Annotated in this window: 19 protein-coding genes and 2 pseudogenes; 16 read left to right on the forward strand and 5 right to left on the reverse strand. The window is 60.9% G+C overall.

Annotated elements, in window-relative coordinates; genetic code table 11:
- Positions 1 to 103: 103 nt before the first annotated feature.
- A complete protein-coding gene (locus RAD10_RS22375) occupies positions 104 to 1,528 on the reverse strand; it encodes a methyl-accepting chemotaxis protein (RefSeq protein ID WP_091956374.1) in 1,425 nt (474 codons plus the stop codon).
- Between the two features lie 177 nt (positions 1,529 to 1,705).
- Positions 1,706 to 3,451, reverse strand: a complete 1,746-nt coding sequence (locus RAD10_RS22380) for a methyl-accepting chemotaxis protein (protein WP_461619280.1) — start codon at positions 3,449 to 3,451, stop codon at positions 1,706 to 1,708.
- Positions 3,452 to 3,661: 210 nt separating this feature from the next.
- Between RAD10_RS22380 and RAD10_RS22385 the strand changes: the two genes are divergently transcribed.
- The 6 genes and pseudogenes from RAD10_RS22385 to RAD10_RS22410 all read left to right on the forward strand — a co-directional run.
- Positions 3,662 to 4,408 (forward strand): YebC/PmpR family DNA-binding transcriptional regulator, encoded by a 747-nt coding sequence (locus RAD10_RS22385; protein ID WP_212245368.1) that lies wholly within the window; start codon positions 3,662 to 3,664, stop codon positions 4,406 to 4,408.
- A gap of 229 nt (positions 4,409 to 4,637) precedes the next feature.
- Complete coding sequence (gene ruvC, locus RAD10_RS22390) at positions 4,638 to 5,165, forward strand: crossover junction endodeoxyribonuclease RuvC (RefSeq protein WP_461619281.1); 528 nt, start codon at positions 4,638 to 4,640, stop codon at positions 5,163 to 5,165.
- On the forward strand, positions 5,162 to 5,779 hold the full coding sequence (gene ruvA, locus RAD10_RS22395; RefSeq protein WP_461619282.1) for a Holliday junction branch migration protein RuvA: 618 nt from the start codon (positions 5,162 to 5,164) through the stop codon (positions 5,777 to 5,779). Before ruvC ends, ruvA begins: the two co-directional genes overlap by 4 nt.
- Positions 5,780 to 5,930: 151 nt before the next feature.
- Positions 5,931 to 6,965 carry a Holliday junction branch migration DNA helicase RuvB gene (gene ruvB, locus RAD10_RS22400; protein WP_177237050.1) on the forward strand — a complete coding sequence of 345 codons (1,035 nt, stop codon included), beginning with the start codon at positions 5,931 to 5,933 and terminating at the stop codon, positions 6,963 to 6,965.
- Positions 6,966 to 7,093: 128 nt separating this feature from the next.
- A complete protein-coding gene (locus tag RAD10_RS22405) occupies positions 7,094 to 8,014 on the forward strand; it encodes a metallophosphoesterase (protein WP_461619283.1) in 921 nt (306 codons plus the stop codon).
- Between the two features lie 40 nt (positions 8,015 to 8,054).
- Positions 8,055 to 8,162, forward strand: a pseudogene (locus RAD10_RS22410) (acyl-CoA thioester hydrolase); the annotation flags it as partial.
- On the opposite strand, the gene RAD10_RS22415 reads toward RAD10_RS22410, so the two are convergent.
- Positions 8,144 to 9,850: a recombinase family protein gene (locus RAD10_RS22415; protein WP_270163429.1), complete on the reverse strand. Its 1,707-nt coding sequence runs from the start codon at positions 9,848 to 9,850 to the stop codon at positions 8,144 to 8,146. The pseudogene RAD10_RS22410 and the gene RAD10_RS22415 sit on opposite strands and share 19 nt — an antisense overlap.
- A gap of 1,120 nt (positions 9,851 to 10,970) precedes the next feature.
- Between RAD10_RS22415 and RAD10_RS22420 the strand changes: the two genes are divergently transcribed.
- The 9 genes from RAD10_RS22420 to RAD10_RS22460 all read left to right on the forward strand — a co-directional run bounded on the left by RAD10_RS22420 (position 10,971) and on the right by RAD10_RS22460 (position 18,551).
- Positions 10,971 to 11,654, forward strand: a complete 684-nt coding sequence (locus RAD10_RS22420; protein WP_461619284.1) for a hypothetical protein — start codon at positions 10,971 to 10,973, stop codon at positions 11,652 to 11,654.
- A gap of 6 nt (positions 11,655 to 11,660) precedes the next feature.
- Positions 11,661 to 11,864 carry a hypothetical protein gene (locus RAD10_RS22425; protein ID WP_270163427.1) on the forward strand — a complete coding sequence of 68 codons (204 nt, stop codon included), beginning with the start codon at positions 11,661 to 11,663 and terminating at the stop codon, positions 11,862 to 11,864.
- 834 nt (positions 11,865 to 12,698) lie between these two features.
- Positions 12,699 to 13,190 carry a TIR domain-containing protein gene (locus RAD10_RS22430; RefSeq protein WP_270163426.1) on the forward strand — a complete coding sequence of 164 codons (492 nt, stop codon included), beginning with the start codon at positions 12,699 to 12,701 and terminating at the stop codon, positions 13,188 to 13,190.
- Positions 13,191 to 13,368: 178 nt separating this feature from the next.
- The gene (locus RAD10_RS22435; RefSeq protein WP_461619285.1) at positions 13,369 to 14,592 is read left to right on the forward strand and encodes a toll/interleukin-1 receptor domain-containing protein; all 1,224 of its coding nucleotides are present in this window, start codon (positions 13,369 to 13,371) and stop codon (positions 14,590 to 14,592) included.
- Positions 14,589 to 15,437: an SLOG domain-containing protein gene (locus RAD10_RS22440; RefSeq protein WP_270163424.1), complete on the forward strand. Its 849-nt coding sequence runs from the start codon at positions 14,589 to 14,591 to the stop codon at positions 15,435 to 15,437. Before RAD10_RS22435 ends, RAD10_RS22440 begins: the two co-directional genes overlap by 4 nt.
- On the forward strand, positions 15,415 to 15,855 hold the full coding sequence (locus tag RAD10_RS22445) for a TIR domain-containing protein (protein ID WP_270163423.1): 441 nt from the start codon (positions 15,415 to 15,417) through the stop codon (positions 15,853 to 15,855). The genes RAD10_RS22440 and RAD10_RS22445 overlap by 23 nt, the downstream gene beginning before the upstream one ends.
- A 299-nt stretch (positions 15,856 to 16,154) precedes the next feature.
- Entirely contained in the window at positions 16,155 to 17,594 is a 1,440-nt protein-coding gene (locus tag RAD10_RS22450; protein WP_270163422.1) for an SIR2 family protein, read from the forward strand.
- A 42-nt stretch (positions 17,595 to 17,636) separates the two neighbouring features.
- On the forward strand, positions 17,637 to 18,152 hold the full coding sequence (locus RAD10_RS22455; RefSeq protein ID WP_270163421.1) for a toll/interleukin-1 receptor domain-containing protein: 516 nt from the start codon (positions 17,637 to 17,639) through the stop codon (positions 18,150 to 18,152).
- 132 nt (positions 18,153 to 18,284) lie between these two features.
- Positions 18,285 to 18,551, forward strand: a complete 267-nt coding sequence (locus tag RAD10_RS22460) for a TIR domain-containing protein (RefSeq protein ID WP_270163420.1) — start codon at positions 18,285 to 18,287, stop codon at positions 18,549 to 18,551.
- Positions 18,552 to 18,978: 427 nt separating this feature from the next.
- On the opposite strand, the pseudogene RAD10_RS22465 reads toward RAD10_RS22460, so the two are convergent.
- A pseudogene (locus RAD10_RS22465) lies at positions 18,979 to 19,370 on the reverse strand (DNA ligase); the annotation flags it as partial.
- A 193-nt stretch (positions 19,371 to 19,563) separates the two neighbouring features.
- Positions 19,564 to 20,673, reverse strand: coding sequence for a DUF2235 domain-containing protein (locus RAD10_RS22470; RefSeq protein WP_461619286.1), 1,110 nt, complete (start codon positions 20,671 to 20,673; stop codon positions 19,564 to 19,566).
- 94 nt (positions 20,674 to 20,767) lie between these two features.
- Between RAD10_RS22470 and RAD10_RS22475 the strand changes: the two genes are divergently transcribed.
- Complete coding sequence (locus RAD10_RS22475) at positions 20,768 to 21,046, forward strand: hypothetical protein (protein ID WP_270163418.1); 279 nt, start codon at positions 20,768 to 20,770, stop codon at positions 21,044 to 21,046.
- Positions 21,047 to 21,071: the final 25 nt, after the last annotated feature.

Here is a 21,071-nt window from a genome sequence, read left to right on the forward strand (position 1 = left end):
TGCCGCGGCCTGCCGGCATAAGCCATTGATTTCGCACGCCCCGGCTACTGTGCATGGGGTTGTTTTCGAGTTTTTTGTTTTGGGAACGCCGTCGCGCCGGCCGTCAGCTCTGCCGGAAACCCATCCGGAAGGCGCCCCAACGCTTGCCGCGGATCACGATCGGCGAGGACAGGTCCTTCATCAGCACGAACTGCCCGCCGCCCATGTCGCGGCGGTAGGTCTGGAGCAGGAACGGCTTGGTGTTCGCTGCGACCTTCTGCACCGCGCGATCGTTGAACAGGCGGCGGTTGCGGCAATTGGCGTTGTTCCAGACCGGGTCCTTGCCCTGCGGCAGGCGATAGTTGGGGTTGTGGGTCGGCAGATAGCCGCCCTTGGCCCAGGCGACGCAGAACACGATGCGGGGATCGGATTTCTGGATCGGATCCTGGATCGCGGGCAGCACGCGGTCGGTGAAGTCGACGTAGTTGGTGAGGTACTGCTTTGGATCGGTGCCGGGAATTTCGCGATACGTCTCGTCCATGAGCTGGTCGAGCGTGATGTCGCCGCGATCGATCGCGGCCTCGAACTCGGTCGAGATCCGCTTCGCGGTCTCGACGACGATTCGGATCAGCGGAGCGTCCGATGTCTCCACGCCGCTGTCGGCGATCATCGCTATCAGGCCTTCGGAGGTGTCGAGCAGCTTTGTCACGCGCTGATCGGCGTTCTTGAGGTCGCGCGAGGAGAGGTCGACGCCCTTGGCGAGCTCGTTCAGCTCGCTGATGACGGTGTCGCAATGTCCGAGATTGGAGGTCGCCGCGCGCGTGACGCTGCCGATCTCCGCCTCCACGGAGGCGAAGCCCTGCTGAACCCGCGAGATGATGCCGGAGATCTGCTGGGCGCCTTCGCCTGCGGTCTTGGCGCGCTGCGAGGCGTCGCTGCTCTCGCCGATCAGGCCTTCGATCTGGCCGTCGAGATCGCGCACGGTGTCGGAGATCTGGTGCGTGGCCTGGCGGGTGGCTTCCGCGAGGTTCTTCACCTCGCTTGCCACCACCGCGAACCCGCGGCCGGCATTGCCGGCGCGGGCGGCTTCGATGGTTGCGTTCAGCGCCAGCAGATTGGTCTGCTTCGCGATCGCCTCGATCGAGCCAGAGACTTTCGCGACCTGCGCCAGCGCCGAGCCGACGGCACTGAGGCGTGCCTCGATGCGCTCCACCGCTGCGACGAGCTCGGAGATGTGGCTGACCGCGGTGTCGACGGCGCTGCGCGATTGCGCGATCTCGCCGACCGCAGCGGAGGTCGTGGTCTGCACCGCCTGCGATGCATTGGCGATATCGTGGTTGGCCGAGACCATCGTCTCGGCCGTCTCCTGGAGATGGTGGAACCGTTCCGACTGGTTTGCGACGCGGTTGGCGACTTCCTGAACGTTGCCGGCGATATCGGCGAGTTCCACGCCGAGGCCGCCGATGCGGTCGGCAAGCTGATCAATCAGCCGCTCGGCCAGCGTGCGATTGGAGCCGGTGTCCATGACTGCAAGTTGTACGACGGACATGTTCGATGAGTCCTCCAGTCAGAGCCGCAACCCGGCTCACGGCGGCATTCCCATTCCAATTCTGCTTAAAGGATGATTCGCGGCCGGCGTCTTGCCTGAGCGTGCACTCAGGCGCAATTCGCGCCTTATTTCTCTATTCCGCTCGAAAAACTGCGGGACATTTTTTCGGACCAGGCTCTAGAGCTTGTAAGCCGTGCGGAATCCACCCCAGTGCCGGCCCTGCACGCGGATCGGAACGTCGATCTCGCGCATCATCACCGTATTCCCATTGCCCATGTCGCGCGCATAGCTCTGCACCAGGTACGAGCGCAGGTTGCGTGCGGCCGCCAACCCCGCCGGATCGTTGAATATCCTGCGGTTGCGACTATTGGCTGTATTCCAGGCCACGTCGCCCGGCCGCTGCGGGTGCGAATAGATCTTGTTGTGCACCGGCAGGAAGCCGTTGCGGTCGACCATGGCGCAGAACGCCAAGCGCTGGTCCTTGGCCAGAAAGACCTCCTGGAATGGCGGCAGCGCGCGGTCGGCCCAGTCGAGATATTTCGTGCGGTATTGCTGCGGATTGGTCCCGGCGATTTCGGCGTAGTCGGTGTCGAACAGGTCGTCGATCCCAACTTCGCCGCGGGCAACGGCCTGCTCGAAGATCTGGGTCAGCGCGTTGCCCGCTTCCATGGCGCGGGTGACGAACTCCGTGTTCTCTTCGTGGATCGACCAGAGCCTGTCCTCGATCTTTTCGCTGAGCTCGGCATTGGGACCGACGAATTGCGCACGGGCTCCGGCCTTGGATTGCTCGACCACGCGCAGGCGGCAGGCGCCGACGGCTTCGAGGGTACCTTCGATGATCGCTTGCGGTGCCAGCCGGCCTGCATCCGCGCCGCCGATCAGCACACCGTCCATCGAGATTTCATAGACCGGCATCACGCCGCGCGCGCTCTCGAACTTGAGATGGCAGGGCAGCCGTTCGGTCTTGCGGCGATCGTCGTGCTCGCTCTGGCGGAGCAGCACGGCGCAGCGCGATTTCAGCTTCTGTGCGAAGGTGGTGACGGCTTTGCCGGCACTGGCGACATTCTCGCCGTGGCTCTCGGCCGCCTTGGTCGCGGCATCGATCTCGGCTGCGCTCTCGCCGACCGAGACGATGAACTCCGAGGCGCTGGCGGCGTTGCCGGAAACTTCGCTGGTGGTGGCGTTCTGTTCGGCGACCGCGCCGTTGACGGTCTCGAAGACCGGGCGGATCGCCTCGATCGCCTGCGAAATGCGGTGCACGGCATCGGCAGAGCCGGCGGCGTCGCGCTGCAGCGCGTCGATCTTCTTCGTAATCTCTTCCGTCGCCCCTTGCGTCTGCACCGCGAGGGCCTTGACCTCGGTGGCGACGACCGCGAAGCCTTTTCCCGCAGCGCCTGCGCGTGCGGCCTCGATCGTCGAGTTGAGCGCGAGCAGCGTCGTCTGCCGCGCGATCTGTGCGATCAGGTTGACGACATTGCCGATGGCGGCGGAGGATTCGCGCAGGCGATCGACATTGGCGCGGGCTTCCTGCGCCGCAGCGCTGGCCTCGTCGGCGAGCTTGCCGGCCTCGCGAACCTGCGCTCCGATCCCCAGCGACGACTGGGTGAACTTGTCGGCGGCATGAGCGAAGGTGGAGGCGGTCGATTGCGCGGCATTGGTCCGGCCGGTCAGGGCGTCGGTGCGGTCGCGAATGGCGGCAAGCGTCGATGCGGTCGCTTCGGCGCCGCCCGCCACCGAATTGGCGGCGCGCTCGAGCTGGCGGATCATCGCGCCAAGCTCGAGTTCCAGCAATTCCAGGATCTCCCGCGCCGAATCACCCTCGGCCGGGGCGGGCTCGGACTGGGCCACCGGCGGCGCGGCCTCTGCGGCTGCCACGGGCGCGGCCATATCCGGCAGACGCTTCCGAAATAGTCCGAATGCCATCAGGTCTCTCTTGTCGGGGGACGGGCGGGGGTTATTTTCGCAGGCTGGAATGAAGTCAGGGTTAACGATGCCTCACCTCTAGGCAGGGGCCTGTACGGTGTTACCTTAAAGTATCCGAGACCCTTTCATTCCGGTGGGTTGGCGGCCTATAAGGCCGCGTTTCCCACCCTCATTGGCGTACGATTCCAAGAGACCCCCGAGAGACCACGCATGGCCGGACATTCCCAATTCAAGAACATCATGCACCGCAAGGGGCGGCAGGATGCCCAGAAGTCGAAGCTGTTCGGCAAGCTGGCGCGGGAAATCACCGTCGCTGCCAAGCTCGGCACGCCCGACCCCAACATGAACCCGCGCCTGCGCGCGGCCATCATCGCGGCGCGTCAGGAGAACATGCCGAAGGACAATATCGAGCGCGCCGTCAAGAAAGCGCTCGGCAATGAGGGCGAGAACTATGACGAGATCCGCTACGAGGGCTATGGCCCCGGCGGCGTCGCCGTCATCGTCGAGGCGCTGACCGACAACCGCAACCGCGCCGCCTCCGACATCCGCTCCTTCTTCACCAAATCGGGCGGCAATCTCGGCGAAACCGGCTCGGTGTCCTTCATGTTCGATCGCACCGGAATCATCGAATACGACCGCAGCGTCGCCGATGACGATGCCGTGCTCGATGCCGCGATCGAGGCCGGCGCCGACGACGTCGTCTCCGGCGAAGCCGGTCACGAGATCTACGCTTCGACCGAAGGCTATCGCGACGTCGCCAAGGCGCTGGAAGCCAAGTTCGGCGAGCCGCGCAAGGCCGCGCTGATCTGGAAGCCGCAGAACACGGTCGCGGTCGACGACGAGACCGGCGAGAAGCTGCTCAAGCTGATGGATCTGCTGAACGAGCACGACGACGTCCAGCACGTCTACGCCAATTTCGAGGTGTCGGACGCGCTGGTCGCGAAGATGGGCGGGTAGAGCCTCACCTCACCCTCCGCTGTCGTCGCCCGGCTTGACCGGGCGACCCAGTATTCCAGAGACAGCAATGGGAATACGGAGAAGCCGCGGCGTACTGGATACCCCGCCTTCGCGGGGTATGACGCCGGAGTCTGTGGTGGGCGGTGCGGCTCACTAACGCCCCCACTTCCCCTGTTACTTCCGTTCTGTTTCTGTTTCCCCCACGGCGGCCAGCCGCTATCACTGGCCCATGACTGCGCTCCCGATTCGTGGCCCCGTTCGCATCATCGGCATCGACCCTGGCCTCCGCCGCACCGGCTGGGGCGTGATCGAGGCTGAGGGCAATCGCCTGATCTACGTCGCCTGCGGTTCGGTGGAACCGCCGGACGATTTGCCGCTGGCGCGCCGGCTGCTCGCGATCCACGAGGGGCTCGCGTCCGTCCTGTCCGACCACAAGCCGATGGAAGCCGCGGTCGAGCAGACCTTCGTCAACAAGGACGGCGTTGCGACACTGAAGCTCGGCCAGGCCCGCGGCGTCGCCATGCTGGCGCCCGCGATGTTCGGTATCTCTGTCGCCGAATACGCGCCGAACCAGGTCAAGAAGACCGTGGTCGGCGCCGGCCATGCCGACAAGCAACAGATCGCGATGATGCTGAAGATATTGCTGCCCAAGGCCGAGCCGCCGTCCGCCGACGCCGCCGACGCGCTCGCCATCGCCATCACCCACGCCCATCACCGCCAGAGCACGGCGCTCAGGCTGAAGGTGGCGGGGTTATGATCGGCAAGCTCAAGGGCCTGATCGATTCCTATGGCGAGGATTTCGTGCTCCTCGACGTCGGCGGCGTCGGCTATCAGGTGCATTGCTCGGCGCGTACACTGCAGCATCTGCCCTCGCCGGGAGAGGCTGCCGTGCTGTCGATCGAGACCTATGTCCGCGAGGACCAAATAAAACTGTTCGGCTTCCGCACCGACCAGGAGCGCGAATGGTTTCGCCTGCTCCAGACCGTGCAGGGCGTCGGTGCCAAGGTCGCGCTCGCCGTGCTCGGCACGCTGGCGCCGGCCGATCTCGCCAATGCCATTGCGCTGCGCGATAAGGCCGCGGTGGCGCGCACGCCCGGGGTCGGCCCTAAGGTCGCCGAGCGAATCGTCACCGAACTGAAGGACAAGGCGCCGGCTTTCGCCAATGTCGATCCGGCTGTGGTGCATCTTGCCGGCGCTGTCGACGATCAGCGCGCACCGCGGCCCGTCGCGGACGCGATCTCCGCGCTGGTCAATCTCGGCTATGGTCAGCCGCAAGCGGCCGCCGCCATTGCATCCGCATCGCGCAGCGCGGGCGAGAACGCCGAGACGGCGCAGCTCATTCGCCTCGGCCTGAAGGAATTGGCGAAGTGAGCGCGGCAATGGTCAGTGTCGTAGGGTGGGCAAAGCGCAGCGTGCCCACCACTCTTAGGGCGATCGGAGAGATATCGTGGGCACGGCGCGAAGAGCGCCTTTGCCCACCCTACGGGGAGTTCGCCAGGTGAGCGATCCCAAGGCCAACCGCATGGTCTCGCCCGAGCGCCGCAGCGACGATGTCGGCGACACCGCGCTGCGTCCGCAATCGCTGTCCGACTTCGTCGGCCAGCAGCAGGCGCGCAAGAACCTCTCGATCTTCATCGAGGCGGCGCGCAAGCGCGGCGAGGCGCTGGATCACGTGCTGTTCGTAGGTCCCCCCGGCCTCGGCAAGACCACGCTGGCGCAGATCGTGGCCAAGGAGCTCGGCGTCGGCTTTCGCGCCACATCAGGGCCGGTGATCGCCAAGGCCGGTGATCTCGCGGCTCTTCTCACCAATCTCGAAGAGCGCGACGTGCTCTTCATCGACGAGATCCATCGTCTGAGTCCGGCGGTGGAAGAGGTGCTCTATCCCGCGATGGAGGACTTTCAGCTCGACCTCATCATCGGCGAGGGCCCGGCTGCGCGCTCGGTGAAGATCGAGCTGTCGAAATTCACCCTCGTCGGCGCCACCACGCGCGCCGGCCTGCTCACCAATCCGTTGCGTGATCGTTTCGGCATTCCGGTCCGGCTCAATTTCTACACGATCGAGGAGCTCGAAAGCATCGTCAGCCGGGGCGCGCGCGTGCTCAATGTCGGCATGAGCGCCGACGGCGCCAACGAGATCGCGCGCCGTGCTCGCGGCACGCCGCGTATCGCCGGCCGCCTGCTCCGCCGCGTGCGCGATTTCGCCTCGGCGGCCGATGCCGACAAGATCGATCGCAAGATCGCGGACCACGCCCTGAGCGCGCTCGAGGTCGATGCCGCGGGCCTCGACGCGATGGACCGTCGCTACCTCACGACCATCGCGATGAACTATGGCGGCGGCCCGGTTGGCGTTGAGACCATGGCCGCCGCGTTGTCCGAGCCGCGCGATGCGATCGAGGACATCATCGAGCCCTATCTGATCCAGTGCGGCTATCTCCAGCGCACCCCGCGCGGCCGTCTGCTCACCTCGCACGCCTTCCGTCATCTCGGCATCGCCGAGCCCTCGCGCGATGCGGCGGCACAATTCGGCCTGTTCGGCACGGACGAGAGCGACGACTGAGCTGCGCCAATGCAGCGCGCTCCTTCTATCATGAATTTCTGGTAATCTCGTGCAGACGTTCTGCACGAACGCACCCAATTCCGCTCCAATCGGACCGCATCAACAAGGCGCATCTCGATCGGGTTTTCATGATCACGCGGCGTCATTTCATCCGTTCCATCGGCGGTCTGTCCGCCCTCGGCATCTCGACCGCCGCCTACGGCGTCGGCGTCGAGCCGGTGTTGCGGCTTCGCGTCACCCGCTATCATCCGAAGCCGCGGCAATGGCCGGCGGATTTTCCGCTGAAGATCGCGGCCATCGCCGACATCCACGCCTGCGATCCCTGGATGCCGCTGGAGCGGATCGAGGGCATCGTCGACCGTACCAATGCGCTGAAGCCTGATATCGTCGTGCTGCTCGGCGACTATGTCGCCGGCCTTCACCACGTCACGCGCCTCATCCCGTCGCGCGAATGGGCGAGGGTGCTGGCCGGACTCAAGGCACCGCTCGGCGTCCATGCCGTCATGGGCAATCACGATTATTGGGACGACAGGACCGTGCAGCAGGCGGGGCATGGACCGACCATCGCGCATCGGGCGCTGGAGGCGGCCGGCATCCCGGTCTACGAGAATGACGTCGTGCGCCTCACCAAGGACGGCCGTCCGTTCTGGCTTGCCGGGCTCGGCGATCAGCTGGCCTTCCTGCCGGCGCGGCGCTTCCGCAGCGTCGGCCGCTTCGGCGCCGACGATCTTAACGCCACGCTGGCGAAGGTCACCGACGATGCGCCGGTCATCCTGCTCGCGCACGAGCCCAACATCGCGCCGCTCGTACCCGGGCGCGTCGCGCTGCAACTGTCCGGCCATACCCATGGCGGCCAGGTTCGCCTGCTCGGCTGGTCGCCGGCGGTTTCGCCCAAGAATGGCCTGCGCCTCGCCTATGGCCACTTCCGGCTGAAATGCGACCTGATTGTCTCCGGTGGCCTCGGTTGCAGCATCATGCCGGTCCGTGTCGGCGTGCCGCCCGAGATCGTCGAGGTGACGCTGGGGAGGGCAGGGCTGGTTGTGTCCTGACACGCTTGCGCGGTTGGCCGTTTTTGCGCAAAACGGACCTATAGCGACAAGCGAAGAGGCTCGCGACGTGACAGCTCATCTCGACGGCGAGATACGCGACGGCCGCCACCACATGCAGGTCCGCGTCTATTACGAGGACACGGATTTCCCTGACTTGCCATTGTCGTAGTAGGCAAACGTGCTGATTTCCCCTGCCTCGCCGCGGTTTTCGGGGAAAAGCTTCTTGCCGGAAAGGGCGGCGCTGTTCAGGTAGGGCGTATATTCGTAAGGCATCCGCTTGCGAACCGGATGCACTACAATGCAGTCGATCAAGTTGCGGAAGGCGATGCGAGTTTCGATCGCCTTCGGGTTGATCTTGAGCGCCGCGACCAGTCTTCGAGTCTCCGAACGGTATCGGTCACTGAATTTTGGGTGGTCGAATGGGATCACATTTTCGCCGCCACTGCCCATCAGCCGCAAGCGCTCTTCAACGGTTCCCCGTTCCAGGTCGCATTCATCGATCCGCTTGAGTAACTCATCCGGTTTGCGACGGCTGTTCGCGATGGCATATGTCAGCCGTTCGATCTCGGTAGTCAACACACGGCGTCGACGGTCCAGTTTAGCGCGTTCGCTGCCGCCCTTGTTCCGACCGTTTTTGCATTCCTCCTTCCAAGCACGCATCGCCTCTTCAGTGGCCTTCGGCGAAAGCAATTTCGCTTCGATTTTTTCGGAGGCATCCTTGAGCAGAATGTCCATGTCAAAGCTACGGGTGTGCTCGCAGGTGCCCCGCTGATGCGCGTTGGCGCATGCGGCGCGCGGCGCGCCATTCCGGGAGGATTGAGCGATTCGCATATGGCCGTTGCAGACACCGCACCGCAGAACGCCGGCAAGCGGGTGTTCATTGTTGCGCGGAATCACGAGGCGGCGGCGCGGCTTGCCCGTCGGCCCGAACATATGTACGGCACGCGCGCTACGAACCTTCTGCGCTCGATCCCAGAGCGCTTGCGGAATGATCCGCAGCTCAGGCTTTTTGACTATGATATGGCGTTCTTCTGGATTGCGGCGCTTCTGTTTCTTCTGAGTCTCCGGGTTGAGAATTGTCGAGCGAACGTTCCAATGTATCTCGCCGATATATAGCTGGTTGCCGATAATGCCGCGACCATGCCGACCGCCTGTGATGCACTGATGATTCCAGGTAGTGCGACCAGCCTTGTTCTTGTGACGAGTTGCCCCGGGTGAGGGCACGCCTTCGCGGGTGAGATCAGCGGCGATAGTTCGGGTCGAGCGGCCCATCGCATATTCGGTGAAAATGCGGAGCACGATCTTTGCTTCGTTCTCATCGATCACGCGTTCGCCGGGCGCGCCCGGCCTCGGCCGATAACCATAGGCGTGTGAGCCAGGAATTCTTCCGTTAGCAACAGCGTTGTCATGGCCACGCCGAACCTTTTCGGCGAGCTGCGGCTTGTAAATCGTGTTGTAGAGACTTGCGATGCTGATGTCGGTGGCGGTCGCATAGACGCCCTTCTGATCCATCAGCTCAACGCGGTTGAACTCGAAAACCTGCTTGAGACGCTGGATGGTTGCCGGATCGCGCGACAAGCGGTCGAAGTGCTCAACGACGACCACGTCAAAGTCATGATTTCGCACACCGTTGAGCAGGCGTTGATAGCCGTCCCGCGCACCATCGGTAAGACCAGATTTTGCGGCATCCACAAATTCCCCGATGACATCGAGATTGCTGCGCAACGCAACCTTCCTGCAGAGCAATAGCTGACCGTCAATCGAGGTCGCCTTTTGCATGTCGCTGGAATAGCGGGCGTACAGTACGGCCGTTTTCTTGGATGACGCTGTCGTCATGCCGTTCCTTTATCGGCTGCCCCAAACCGTCGTTTTCATCCCGTGCGATCTGGCGTCCGATGGCGCGCGCCAGGTCAAACCAGATTTCCTCATTGTCGGGATTATCCCAGCTCTGAGGGTGGGAGGGGTCAAGCGGTCGAATGATAGCCCGTTGTCCCCGGAGAGATCGGATGCGGGTACGCATTTGCAAACTCGCCAGCAGAAGCTAACGCAAATTTCCGCCCTGCGCTACAGCCGGGCGGCTGTGATTACTCGCGGAGCTTGCTTCCGCCATTCGCATCTCCGATCGCTCCTGTGCCCGCCGGAACTTCTCTGCAATTTCACGACTTTTGTTGCTGCGATGATCCGATCCAGATCGTCGTTCAGCCACAGCTTGCCTCGGCCGTGGCCGCGACCCGACAGGAAGCACAGGACCACACGTGACTTTGCCTGTGGAGCATTCATGGAAGTCTCGATCTGCTCAGTTGTGAGTCCATTCATGTTGACCGCGGCGGCGGCGAATGAAAATGAGATTCTTCAAATATCTCAATCCTCCGTATCGGGTGTTAGCGCACTCCTGCGATGGTGGTCGTAGTCGGGAGCAGACTCGCTAAGCAAAGCGGAGTAAAAATACTTGCGCGTGACGGCGACGAAGGTCCGAAGACCTGCGTCCAACTCTCTTAGGAGCTCTCCTGTGGCATTGCCGCGCTCCCCGGCGGCAACGCCGTATGTTCGGAAGCGGTCCGCATCGATACGCCGACCGCAATCCCGAACATGAAGATCATCGAGCACGAAAGGGGTCAGTTCACGGATAACGCGGATCGAGGAACAGCAACGCGAAGGGGGCGATCGTACGCCTACCCGTTAGGCATCAGCTCCTTCACCCCCCGCGACCGCCTTGGTCCACTCCAACGATACCCGATCGACGGCTCGCAGATTGGCATCCTTGCCCGTATCTGCCTCGAACCAACTGGCTTGTGTCGATTGACTTTGTTGCGATAGCCGTCGCCGCGCTCCTGCGCCAGAAGTCGGCGTCCGTCCCGAGATCGTCCGAATATATGCTCTGGCCCACGAGCTGGACCTTGCGGACGAGCCCGTCGAAACCTTCCTCCGTCGCGCGCAGCGCCTGACGGACGAGGTGGTGCCCCTGTGCCAGTTCGTTCCGAAGCAGCACGTTGCGGGCGATTTCGCGAAATCCCGACAACTTCGGCTCGAGAAGCTGGGCCGCCATCCGTCTGGCACCGTGGCTGAGGTGATGACCGTAGATCCAGCGATGCCAATCGTCCTCGCGCGCGACGGACGCGCGGATTGTCGCCGCGTGGGCCGTCTTCGTCGCTTCAGCAGGCTGTCCTGCACGTGCGCCGCCGCTTGCCGGTCAGGGAGGCGTCGTTGTCCAACCAGACGGCGAGCGGCCGCCTGGCTTGGCCGCCTCTTCGGCCTGTTCGCGTTCCAGATCATCCAACGGCGCGTTCGCGCCTGCCACGATCTCGCGCAGACACACACGATGGCTTTCGCGAAGATCGACAATGCCGTCGCGGAGACCGATGACCCGCTAGTCCGACTCAACGCCACCATTGAAGTGATCGCTATGAAGGACGCGGCGAAAATTGACCGGGAACATCGGGCGATCCAACTCGACACGCTCAAAAAGCATCTCGCCAGCGGTGAGACGGCCCTGATCGAATGGACGGTTGATGACGTGCTCCAAAGCGAGCCGTTGCTAGTCGTGAAGGGATCGCCCGCCTACCCTGATCTGTGCCAACGATTGCAGCGGGTTCAAATCCAGGTCCTGGAATGTGCTGCCGAGCGGGACGCCCGCAACTAGACCGGCGTGCCGGCTGATCCGATCGTCGTGCCCGCCGATCTCACCCAGGGCAAACGGATTGCAGCCCCAGGCAAAACGCTCATGGAGCTTTACGACAAGTTCAAGGCCGAACGGATTGGCGATGCGCGGCCTGACACCTGGGATCAGAACCGGAAGATTGTGAAGCTCTTCGCAGAGTTTGTTGGCGAGTCGTCGCACGGGTTACGGTGAAGGTCTGGCGGATGATCTTGGACATCCGGCGATGATTGCGCATGCTGTAGGTTGCCCATCTGTCGTCGCAGCGTCTCCAGGCCATCTTGATTTGGCGCCGAGGATTGAACTTCCACTTACCCCAAGCGCTGCGCATGATCTCCTTGAGGGCATCAATCTCAGTGGCGGCACCAAACGCGCCTTGAATGTGCAGTCGACTTCAAGCCCAGGATAGACGATAGGGCGCCTTCGATAAGCACCCTCGCTCTAGCTGCAAGCCGCCGAAGTGCTTATTCGAGGCGGAGAGGGACGTGGTCGAATGGATTCTGGACCCCATGTCACCGAACGACCGGACGCTGTTTCAGCAGTTCGACCCAGCGCCCGGCAAGCACGCGAAGACGCGGCACAAATCGTTCGATTGCAGCGTTATGCGCCCGAAAAGGACGTACGCGTTATACTGCCACTATGTCGCCGGGATGACTGACGATTTCCTGCTAAAGATCTATGACCGATTGTTCTGTCAGTACATAGGATCCGTGTTCGACAGGCTTTGACGGCTTAAGCGGCGCCGCCCTTCGGACCGGAAATCCGTTCGTCTCCTAAAACGGCACCGGAGGCGGGGTGACCAGCGGACGGTCGACCACAATCCCGTTCGCGGCATACCTAGGGTGAGCCCTAGCTTGACCAACCCGGCCGGCTCAAGACACTTCGCGTTGGGCGCAAGAATCTGCGACGGATTGCTCCCTACACACTACGGCGAGCAGACGTCCGCGCGGCCGCCCCATACGCTGGGTTGCCGCTAGCCTGTTGGCGAGATGGTAGTGTTTTCTGGGTCGCATAAGACGAGGAAGGCAAATGGCTAGGCGTGTGTTCTTTAGCTTTCATTTCGACAACGACTTTTGGCGGACGCAGCAAGTCCGAAATATGGGCGCCTTGGAGGGCAACGCTCCCGTCTCGGCGAACGTGTGGGAGGCCGTCAAGAAAAAAGGCGACGCGGCAATCGAGCGATGGATCGAAGAGAACATGCATGGCAAGAGCTGCGTCGTTGTGCTCGTGGGATCGCAAACTGCCTCGCGACCTTGGGTTATCCACGAAATCGTGAAGGGCTGGGACGACGGGAAGGGCGTGTTGGCCGTCCGCATAGACAAGCTGCTCAATAAGGACGGCAAACCCTCCACGGCCGGAACGAATCCGCTAAGTAAGATAAAGCACGGCACAGGGACACTCGCCGACGTGGTGCCGATCAAGACTCCAGCAGGTTTCGACAGCAAAGCTGCGTACGCCAGCATATCCTCGAATATCGAGACCTGGATCGAAGAAGCAATCAAGATCCGGAATAACTCCTGAAGGACAGTCCTGAAGCGGCGTGCCACGAACTCCCAAACCTTCGAACAGCGGGCGCCGGCGAAGAACAATTCTCGATGTTCTCCGCCGGATGTCCGAGGTCAACGTGATCTCGGCGATATGCCGAGGATCCGAGCGACCCAGCGACAAATATAGGGCGCTCAACTGAGTTATCGTCCCGATGATTGTGGTGCTTTATCAACAAGGTTGCTCTCGCGTTGCGCGGTCTATCGCCTCCGACCTCAGGGCGGCCTTCGTAGAGTCTGTTTCCGTTCTGCTGGTCAACGCCAATTCGCCGTCCAAGTGGCCCGAAGACCCCTCATGGGACGATCTCCTGGTTGTAGTCTATCGCAACAGCGAAACGTTCAGCGACTCCGGCAACGGTTTTATCGGAGAGTACGTCAAACGGCGAAACGGCCAGGCCGCGCTTCTTCCCGTTTCTCTTTCCCCGGAGACTCAGAGACCTCCGGCGCCGGCAGCGGCGATCAAGGCGTTCCAGTTCAATACGGCGGCATCCGGACCATCCGGCAGACTCGTGAACAGGATCGGCGGAATGCTCAGCCTCCGATGGCAGGGACGCGACAGCAAGATATTCATATCCTACCGAGCACTAGACGGAGCAGAGATCGCTACTCAACTTCAGGAGCATCTGGCCTCTTTGGGGCATTCGGCGTTCCTGGACCAAGCCAAGGAGGGAGATCACGAGACCATGATTCTTCCCGGCCGCCCGGTTCAAGAAGAGATCGACCACGCGTTGGAAAATGCGAACATGGTGTTGCTGATCGATACTCCGTCGGCTCCCGACTCGACGTGGATAGGTCACGAGGTGAACACCGCGGGTTCGCTTTTGTTGCCGGTGCTTCCAATCTGCTTTCGGGAACCCGCCGACCGCAAACGCGGCCCGAGGTTTCCATCTCTCGTTGCGTTGCAGCGATGGGTCGAGATGCCGCTGCCGGCAAGAGGTTCACGCCCTTTGTCTCGAGAGCAGCTCGAAGCAATCGTGGAAGAGGCCGAACAATATCTGTGCGAGGTATTTCGGAGAAAGTGCCGAGTGTCCTATTTGGTTGAGAGGGAGTTCGTATCCCGCGGCTTCGCATGGAATGTGCTCAACAAGCGCCTTCTAATGTTTCAATCGACGAAGAACGTCCCGCGCATCGCCACGAACGTGATAAGTCATTGCTCCGTCTTCGACCCGAACTATGGGCCGGCCATGAAGAGCTTTATACATTTCCTCAAGCAGGCAATCCGGTGTAACTTCTCTCTCTTCATCTATGACGGCAACTTGTTGCCGGCGTCGCAGCTCGAAACGATAGCCGACATGCATGAAGAGCCCGTTGTCATCCTTCACCATCAAGAGCTTGCTACGCTCATAGATTCCAACTTCACGACACTAGCGACCGCATGAACCTCACGAAGCTCAACGTCTCCTTGGAGGAGTTCGAGATCGGCTTATCTGGCGCCGTGCCGGATCGGAGCGATTGGTCTGAACCTGCAATGGATCGTGGTATTTTGGAGTTCGTCTCGCTCTTCAGCGGTCTCGTTTTGAAATACGGAGGACGTATCGTACACGGATCTCATCCGACCTTTACGCCCATAATCCTTCGCCAGGCGCGATTACATGCCGGCAAGCGATCTCGGAAGCCGGTGACGCTCGTAATGTCCGAATTGTGGGCCGCCGATCTCCCGGCTGACCGAATTCGGAGCCTCACGGATGTCGCAGAGCTCATCATCACCAAAAAGATCGGGCCGGGTAGCGCTTCGGACAACGAGACGAGGAACCAAAGCTTGACGGCTATGCGCCGCGTACTGGTAGACACGCAAAACATAATGGTGGCGGTCGGAGGGAAGTTGCACAGCGGCGACGGGAAGCGTCCCGGGGTCGGCGAGGAGATGGACTTGGCGCGCAGAAAGAAGGTTCCGAGATTTTTGGTGGCCGGATTGGGAGGCTATGCCAGAAAGCTCGCCAGAGACTTGACGCCCGACTCTCTCGGAAATGGCCTACCGCGTCGGGAAAACGTTCGTCTCTTCAGGACAGACGACGTCGCAGCTTGCGTCAACGTAGTCTTTGATCATCTCGCTCTTTCGAAATCGCTACGAAAAGCTGCGCGCCAGCCGATCAAGTGGAATCCGGATCTGGGGAGGATTGTCGATCATCGCGATGGGAAGGTCGATTCGGCCAGCGAATGTATACTTCGAACCGAAGGTGTTGCCGGAATGAGCATGCAGGATGGCACGCAAAATCTTCTTTAGTTTCTCCTACCATGATCTCTGGAGAGTGAATGTCGTGCGCAACAGCGCCGTTCTCGATGGTATATCTTTGGCCGGCTTTCACGACCCGTCCATTTGGGAGGAAACCACGAAGCTGGGAGATGCCAGGATCAAGGGGTTGATCGATGGCGCGTTGAGGACGACGGATGCGACGGTCGTTCTAATCGGCTCGAGAACGGCCGACCGAGCCTACGTGTCCTATGAGATCGAGCACTCGATTGAACTTGGTCATGCCGTTCTGGGTGTCCGCATAAATCGAATTAGGGACGAGAGCGGACGACGCGGCCCGGCAGGTCCTGTCCCGGCAGCATTACTCGATGCGAAGGCTCCGATCTACGATTATGAGTTCGGCCGGCTGGGGGATTGGATTGAAGAGGCGCAGGGGAAAGCGAAATCTTAGCCTTGCCGCGACCGGCCTGCTGAGGGCGGCAAAGCGCGGATCGTGACCCAACAACCTGGGGTCACGACAGAAGCATTCGAAAAAGTGGGGGAAATCTTTTGCATTCAGTCGAGCCGCGCCCGGCATCGGGTCATCAGTCATGCGGAAGGGGACCTAGAATGCGGATTGAAAGCGGCTGGCGAATCGGCGTTGTAGGGCGTCCGCAGATTCGAGTCTCGAACGCGTAGCACGACGTCAGGGGGCGGTTTTCCTGACGCCGTCTGGTACATCAACCGAACTGCTTAACCTGGTGTTGCTGCATGGCACTCTCACAAGAGGTTCTCGATTTTTGCGCCCAGTTCGCGACGGAGCTGCGTGAGGATGGCGTTGCGATATTCGCGGGAGCCGGCTTGTCCGCTTCTGCGGGCTTCGTCGATTGGCGCGGCCTGCTCGCGAAGTTCGCGAAGGAATTGGGATTGGACGTCGACCGCGAGGGCGATCATCTTGTTCGTCTAGCGCAGTATTCTTACAACCATCGCGGCAATCGAGGGCATCTCGATGCTGCGATAATAAAATCCTTCCCGGTCATGAAGGCCCCCTCAGTAAATCACGAGGTCCTAGCGCGATTGCCGATCTCGACTTACTGGACCACGAACTACGACCGGTTGATCGAGACGGCTCTGGTTAATGCCAAGAAATGCGTCGATGTGAAACACACCGACAATCAGCTTCCTCAAAGCACGCCTGGTCGGGACGCGATTTTGTACAAGATGCATGGAGACGCCGGGCAACCGGCCGAAGCCGTTCTGACGAGGAACGACTACGAAAACTATCCAACTAAACGTCCTGGTTTCCTCAACGCGCTCTCGGGTGACATGACCGGAAAGACGTTTCTGTTCCTTGGCTTCAGCTTCACCGATCCCAATCTGGATCATGTGCTTAGTCAGCTGCGCCTGCGATATCATGACAGCATGCGGCCGCATTATTGCCTCATGAGGACTCCGAAGAAGACTGACTTTTCCTCGTTGAAAGAACACGCTTACGCGCTGGCACGGCAAAAGCATTTCATCTCGGACCTGAAAAGGTTCGGAATCAAGGTGCTGCTCGTCAAGGAATACGGGGATGTCACGGAGGTCCTCCGGACGATCGAGAGACTATACAGACGTCGCGCCGTCTTCGTGTCGGGTAGCGCAGCCGAGTTCCTGCCTTGGGGGGAGGCTTCCTCAAAGGCGTTCTTCCGCAATCTCGGGGCCACGCTGATCGATCATGACTTTCGCATCGTTACCGGTTTGGGGCTCGGTGTCGGCGATGCTCTGTTGAGCGGAGCCATCGAGCGTATCCACGACCGTGGGCACACGCGGCTCGATCCTTTCATAGATATTCGGCCGTTTCCGAGGGATTTTTCCGATGCGGCCAAGCGGCAGAAGGTCTGGCGTGCCTACCGCGAGGACATGATTTCGCGGGTGGGCATCGCGATATTCCTGTTCGGAAATAAATTGTCGGCGGGCGTCTTGGAGAAGTCTTCCGGCATGCGCGAAGAATTCGATATCGCGCTCGCGCAGGGCGTCCTGCCGTTGCCGGTAGGCACCACTGGTTATCTGTCTCGGGACCTGGCGTATAGTGTTCTCAACGCGAAGCCCGGCCGCTTCACAAAGACGAATCTAATGTGCGTCAAAAAGCTGAATTCGATCACGAGCGGCGGTCTTCCGGCGTTGCAGTCGAAGATCGTAGCTTCGCTCGAAAAGATCGCCGCAGAATAGCGGCGAGCGAAGCGGCGCATTTTCCCATTTTGAGGATCATGAATGGCCATTTCTCAGGATACGATTCGACGGCACTCGCATGTGAGCGCGCCCTTAGGGCCGAGAACGATCACGGAAGCGCGCTTGCGCAGGGCGCCTACTGCATTTCTCTCGCACAGTCATAAGGATGCAGAACTCGCGAGAGGGCTTCAAAACTATCTTCAATCTCAAGGATGGGAGGTATACGTCGATTGGGAAGACACGGCGATGCCAGAAACGCCCAATCGTACGACGGCCGAGAAAATTCAAAAGAAGATTCGAGATCTGGATCTGTTTCTTTTTGTTGCCACCCAGAATTCGGCCGCCAGCCGGTGGTGCCCGTGGGAGATCGGTTATGCCGACGGCGTGAAGCCGATCGATCGCATTCTCATAGTTCTTACGTCGGATAGCCGCGGCACGACGTACGGGAACGAGTATCTTCAATTATACAATCATGTCGATCAGGTCGCGGGCGTCGGAGTTTATTCGTATGATCGCGCCGGCGGGCGCAAGATTCTTCGAGGAAGAGCAATACCCTGACGTCCCGACCGGCGCGTTGGTGATCTTCCGGGTCGACCTCGTCGTTCGTCTTCGACCGGCAAGGTCTCGTATGGTGTCCGCAACGCGAGCGAAGTTGAAATCGTAGAACTCCTTCCATCGACAAGGCCGTAAATGAGCAGGATGACGTACGGACAATCGAAGAAGCGGAACGTCTTCTTCTCTTTCCACTATGCTGACGTCATGCAAGTGAATAACGTTCGGAAGTCCGGCGAGTTTAAGCAGACATCGTCCGACACTGGCCGTTCGATCGAGGGGTTCAACGACTACAGCCTTTGGGAGAGTCGTCGTCTGAATGGTGATGACGCACTCAAACGCCTCATCCGCGAAGGAGTTCAGAATACCTCCGTCGTGTGCGTTCTGGTCGGCTCAAAAACCTAGCAACGACCTTGGGTGCGATACGAAATAGTGCGCAGCGTCATCGACCAGAGGGGGCTTCTCGCAATACACATAAACGGGATCCGCCATCACCGACCGCCCTACGGGACGCACAAATTCGGTGACAATCCTTGCCGCTATTTGGGCGTAGCTGCCCGAAACGATGGGAAATTGTACTTATGCGAACGCAAGATGGTTGGTGGTGAGTATAAGTGGAAATGGTACGACAAACACACTGTGGCGGTACCGCTACCGTCTTACATGAGGGCGCCTCGGGTTGGCTCCCCCCGTCCGTCTGTCAGAAGTGACCTCGGAATACGACTGGTCCCAGGTCGGTCACGATAGCTTAGGTGATTGGATCGATACCGCTGCTCAGGCTGCAGGTCGCTGATCTAACTGGCCCCGGACGCGGTGGACGGTGCCGTGTAATGATGCCCTTGTGTGCGATGCGCTTCGCGTAGGCTGCGTCTTCCGGATAAGCGGATTCAGCCGCTTCTGGGGGGCGGCGGCGGAAACCTTGTCGAAGCCGTGATCAACCTTCCCCGTGTAGACCAGGTCGTCACCGTTGCGACGACCGAGCGAGTTAGATGCCGTCCCACTTCGTGCCGTCGAGCGCAAAGCCAGCGATCGTAAGCGTCTCTCGCTGCGCGCAAGTCATCTTCACCCAGTTATTGCCGCGGACGCCGGCGTACGCGCTGTCGCGGATCTTTCGACACCACGCCCTCCAGTCTGACCTTACAGGCATGCACGAAACATTTCGCGTCCGTCGATCTCGAAGCTCTCGCTGAATTGAATCTCTGTGCCGGCGAAGATTTTCTTGCGTTGCGGCAGGTCCGGGATGAGGTGCAGCCGGCGAGAAGCTTTGTAAGGCTCTTATCCCAGCGCGCCCGAGACGAGCCACGCGAGTCGCATCGGCCCGGGTCGCCGGGAGTTGCGGCTCGGCCGGTGCCAAACGGTCTCGCACTCAGTCCAGAGCGACAGCGTTGCTAAGACCTTCGCATCCATCGGCCGACGGTTACTGAACTTTCACCGCGTCCGCCGGGAGCTTGGACGCGTATTCGTCTCCGCGCTGATAAGCGGAGACATGAATGCTCGAACCTGGCGGAATCGTTCTCCCTCGCCAGAAATTCATCCGACGCCCGGTCTTGCCGGTGGCTCGATCGTAGTGCTTCTTCCAGACCAGCTCCGCTGGCCACCACGCGGTGCTCAGGGAGTTGTGGCTCTGTCCTTTTGGATCGGCACGGACGTAAGGCGCTCCTGAGAGACCGAGCACTCGGTTCTTGCGGACAGGATCGACCAGAAGTCCGGCTGCCGCGGCTTCGTCCAACATCCAAGTAAGGGGAATCTTCGACAACGCGCTCTCTTCCTCGGGGTAGCCGCCACCGACATCCGCGTGCACTCCGGCAAACCAGACTTGCTTGAGGTCCTTCGGGCCTGCTGGTCCATGCGTGGACGGGTACCAAAGATTGGACCGAAAGAACGCGCGACGCTCGTCGATGGCGACGGCATGTCGTCCGATCGCGATGTCGGGATTGTTGGCGGTGTACGGCAAGGCCAACGGATTTTTGATCCATCCTACCGAACTTACGGTGTCCCAGACGCCCACGAAATGAGGTTTGCAGACGGCCGCAGCGTCGAACGCTTCCTTGAACTCGCCGGCGAGCTCGAAGTAGCGTTTGTTGTCCGCATCTTCTCCCAGCGCGATGGACGTCAGCATCCTGATCGCGTACGGAACGAACGACGCGTTGCCCGGAGGAAGGAGACCATACATCTTCAGCAGCGAGGCCACCGCTCGAACCGTATAAGCGCCCCGACTGAAGCCGAACAGGAAAAGGCGGTCACCTGGCCGAAAATTCTCCATGATGAAAACGTAGGCGTCGCGAACGTCGGCAGACAGCCCGTAGCCGATCGCCTTGCCCAAGAGCCGGGTCGCGCGTCGGCCTACCGAAGTGAGGGCGCCAGGCCGCTCCATCGTCCCCAACCCGGGGTGATAGTAGATAATCTGTCGATCCCTATCCTGGGTGAGAACATAGTACAGTTTGACGACGTTGGTCCGGTCCGCGGCGAACTCGTTCGCCGTGCCGTCGCAACAAACCACGATGTTCCTGCCGGTCGTTTCGTTCATTTGTCTCGCCATTCCAGATCGCAGCGCCGATCCCGAGATTCGGCCGATGTCTGTCGAGCCAGATTAAGCGTTCGCGGCTGGAAATAACCCCGGGATGACCCTAGTTCACTCGCGGATGCCGAACCGCAGTTTGCGATCATCCGCTCAACTTTGCCCTCAAGTCTACTACACGTTGGCGAATCCGCAGACTCGGCTGCGCAAGTCGATCGATGACTACAAGGCGCTCATTCCGACCGCCGAATTCGCGTCGCGCTACAAGCCAACCGGCAATATCACGATGACCGAGGACGTGGCTTTCCCGGGCGTTGCAACCTGTCTGACCGCGACCTCGAAGTTCCTGGCGTTGGTGAACAGCAACGGCTTCCCGTCTTGAGTTTCTGGTGCGCCGACAACGCGCC

It is taken from the genome of Bradyrhizobium sp. 23AC, from assembly GCF_054863025.1.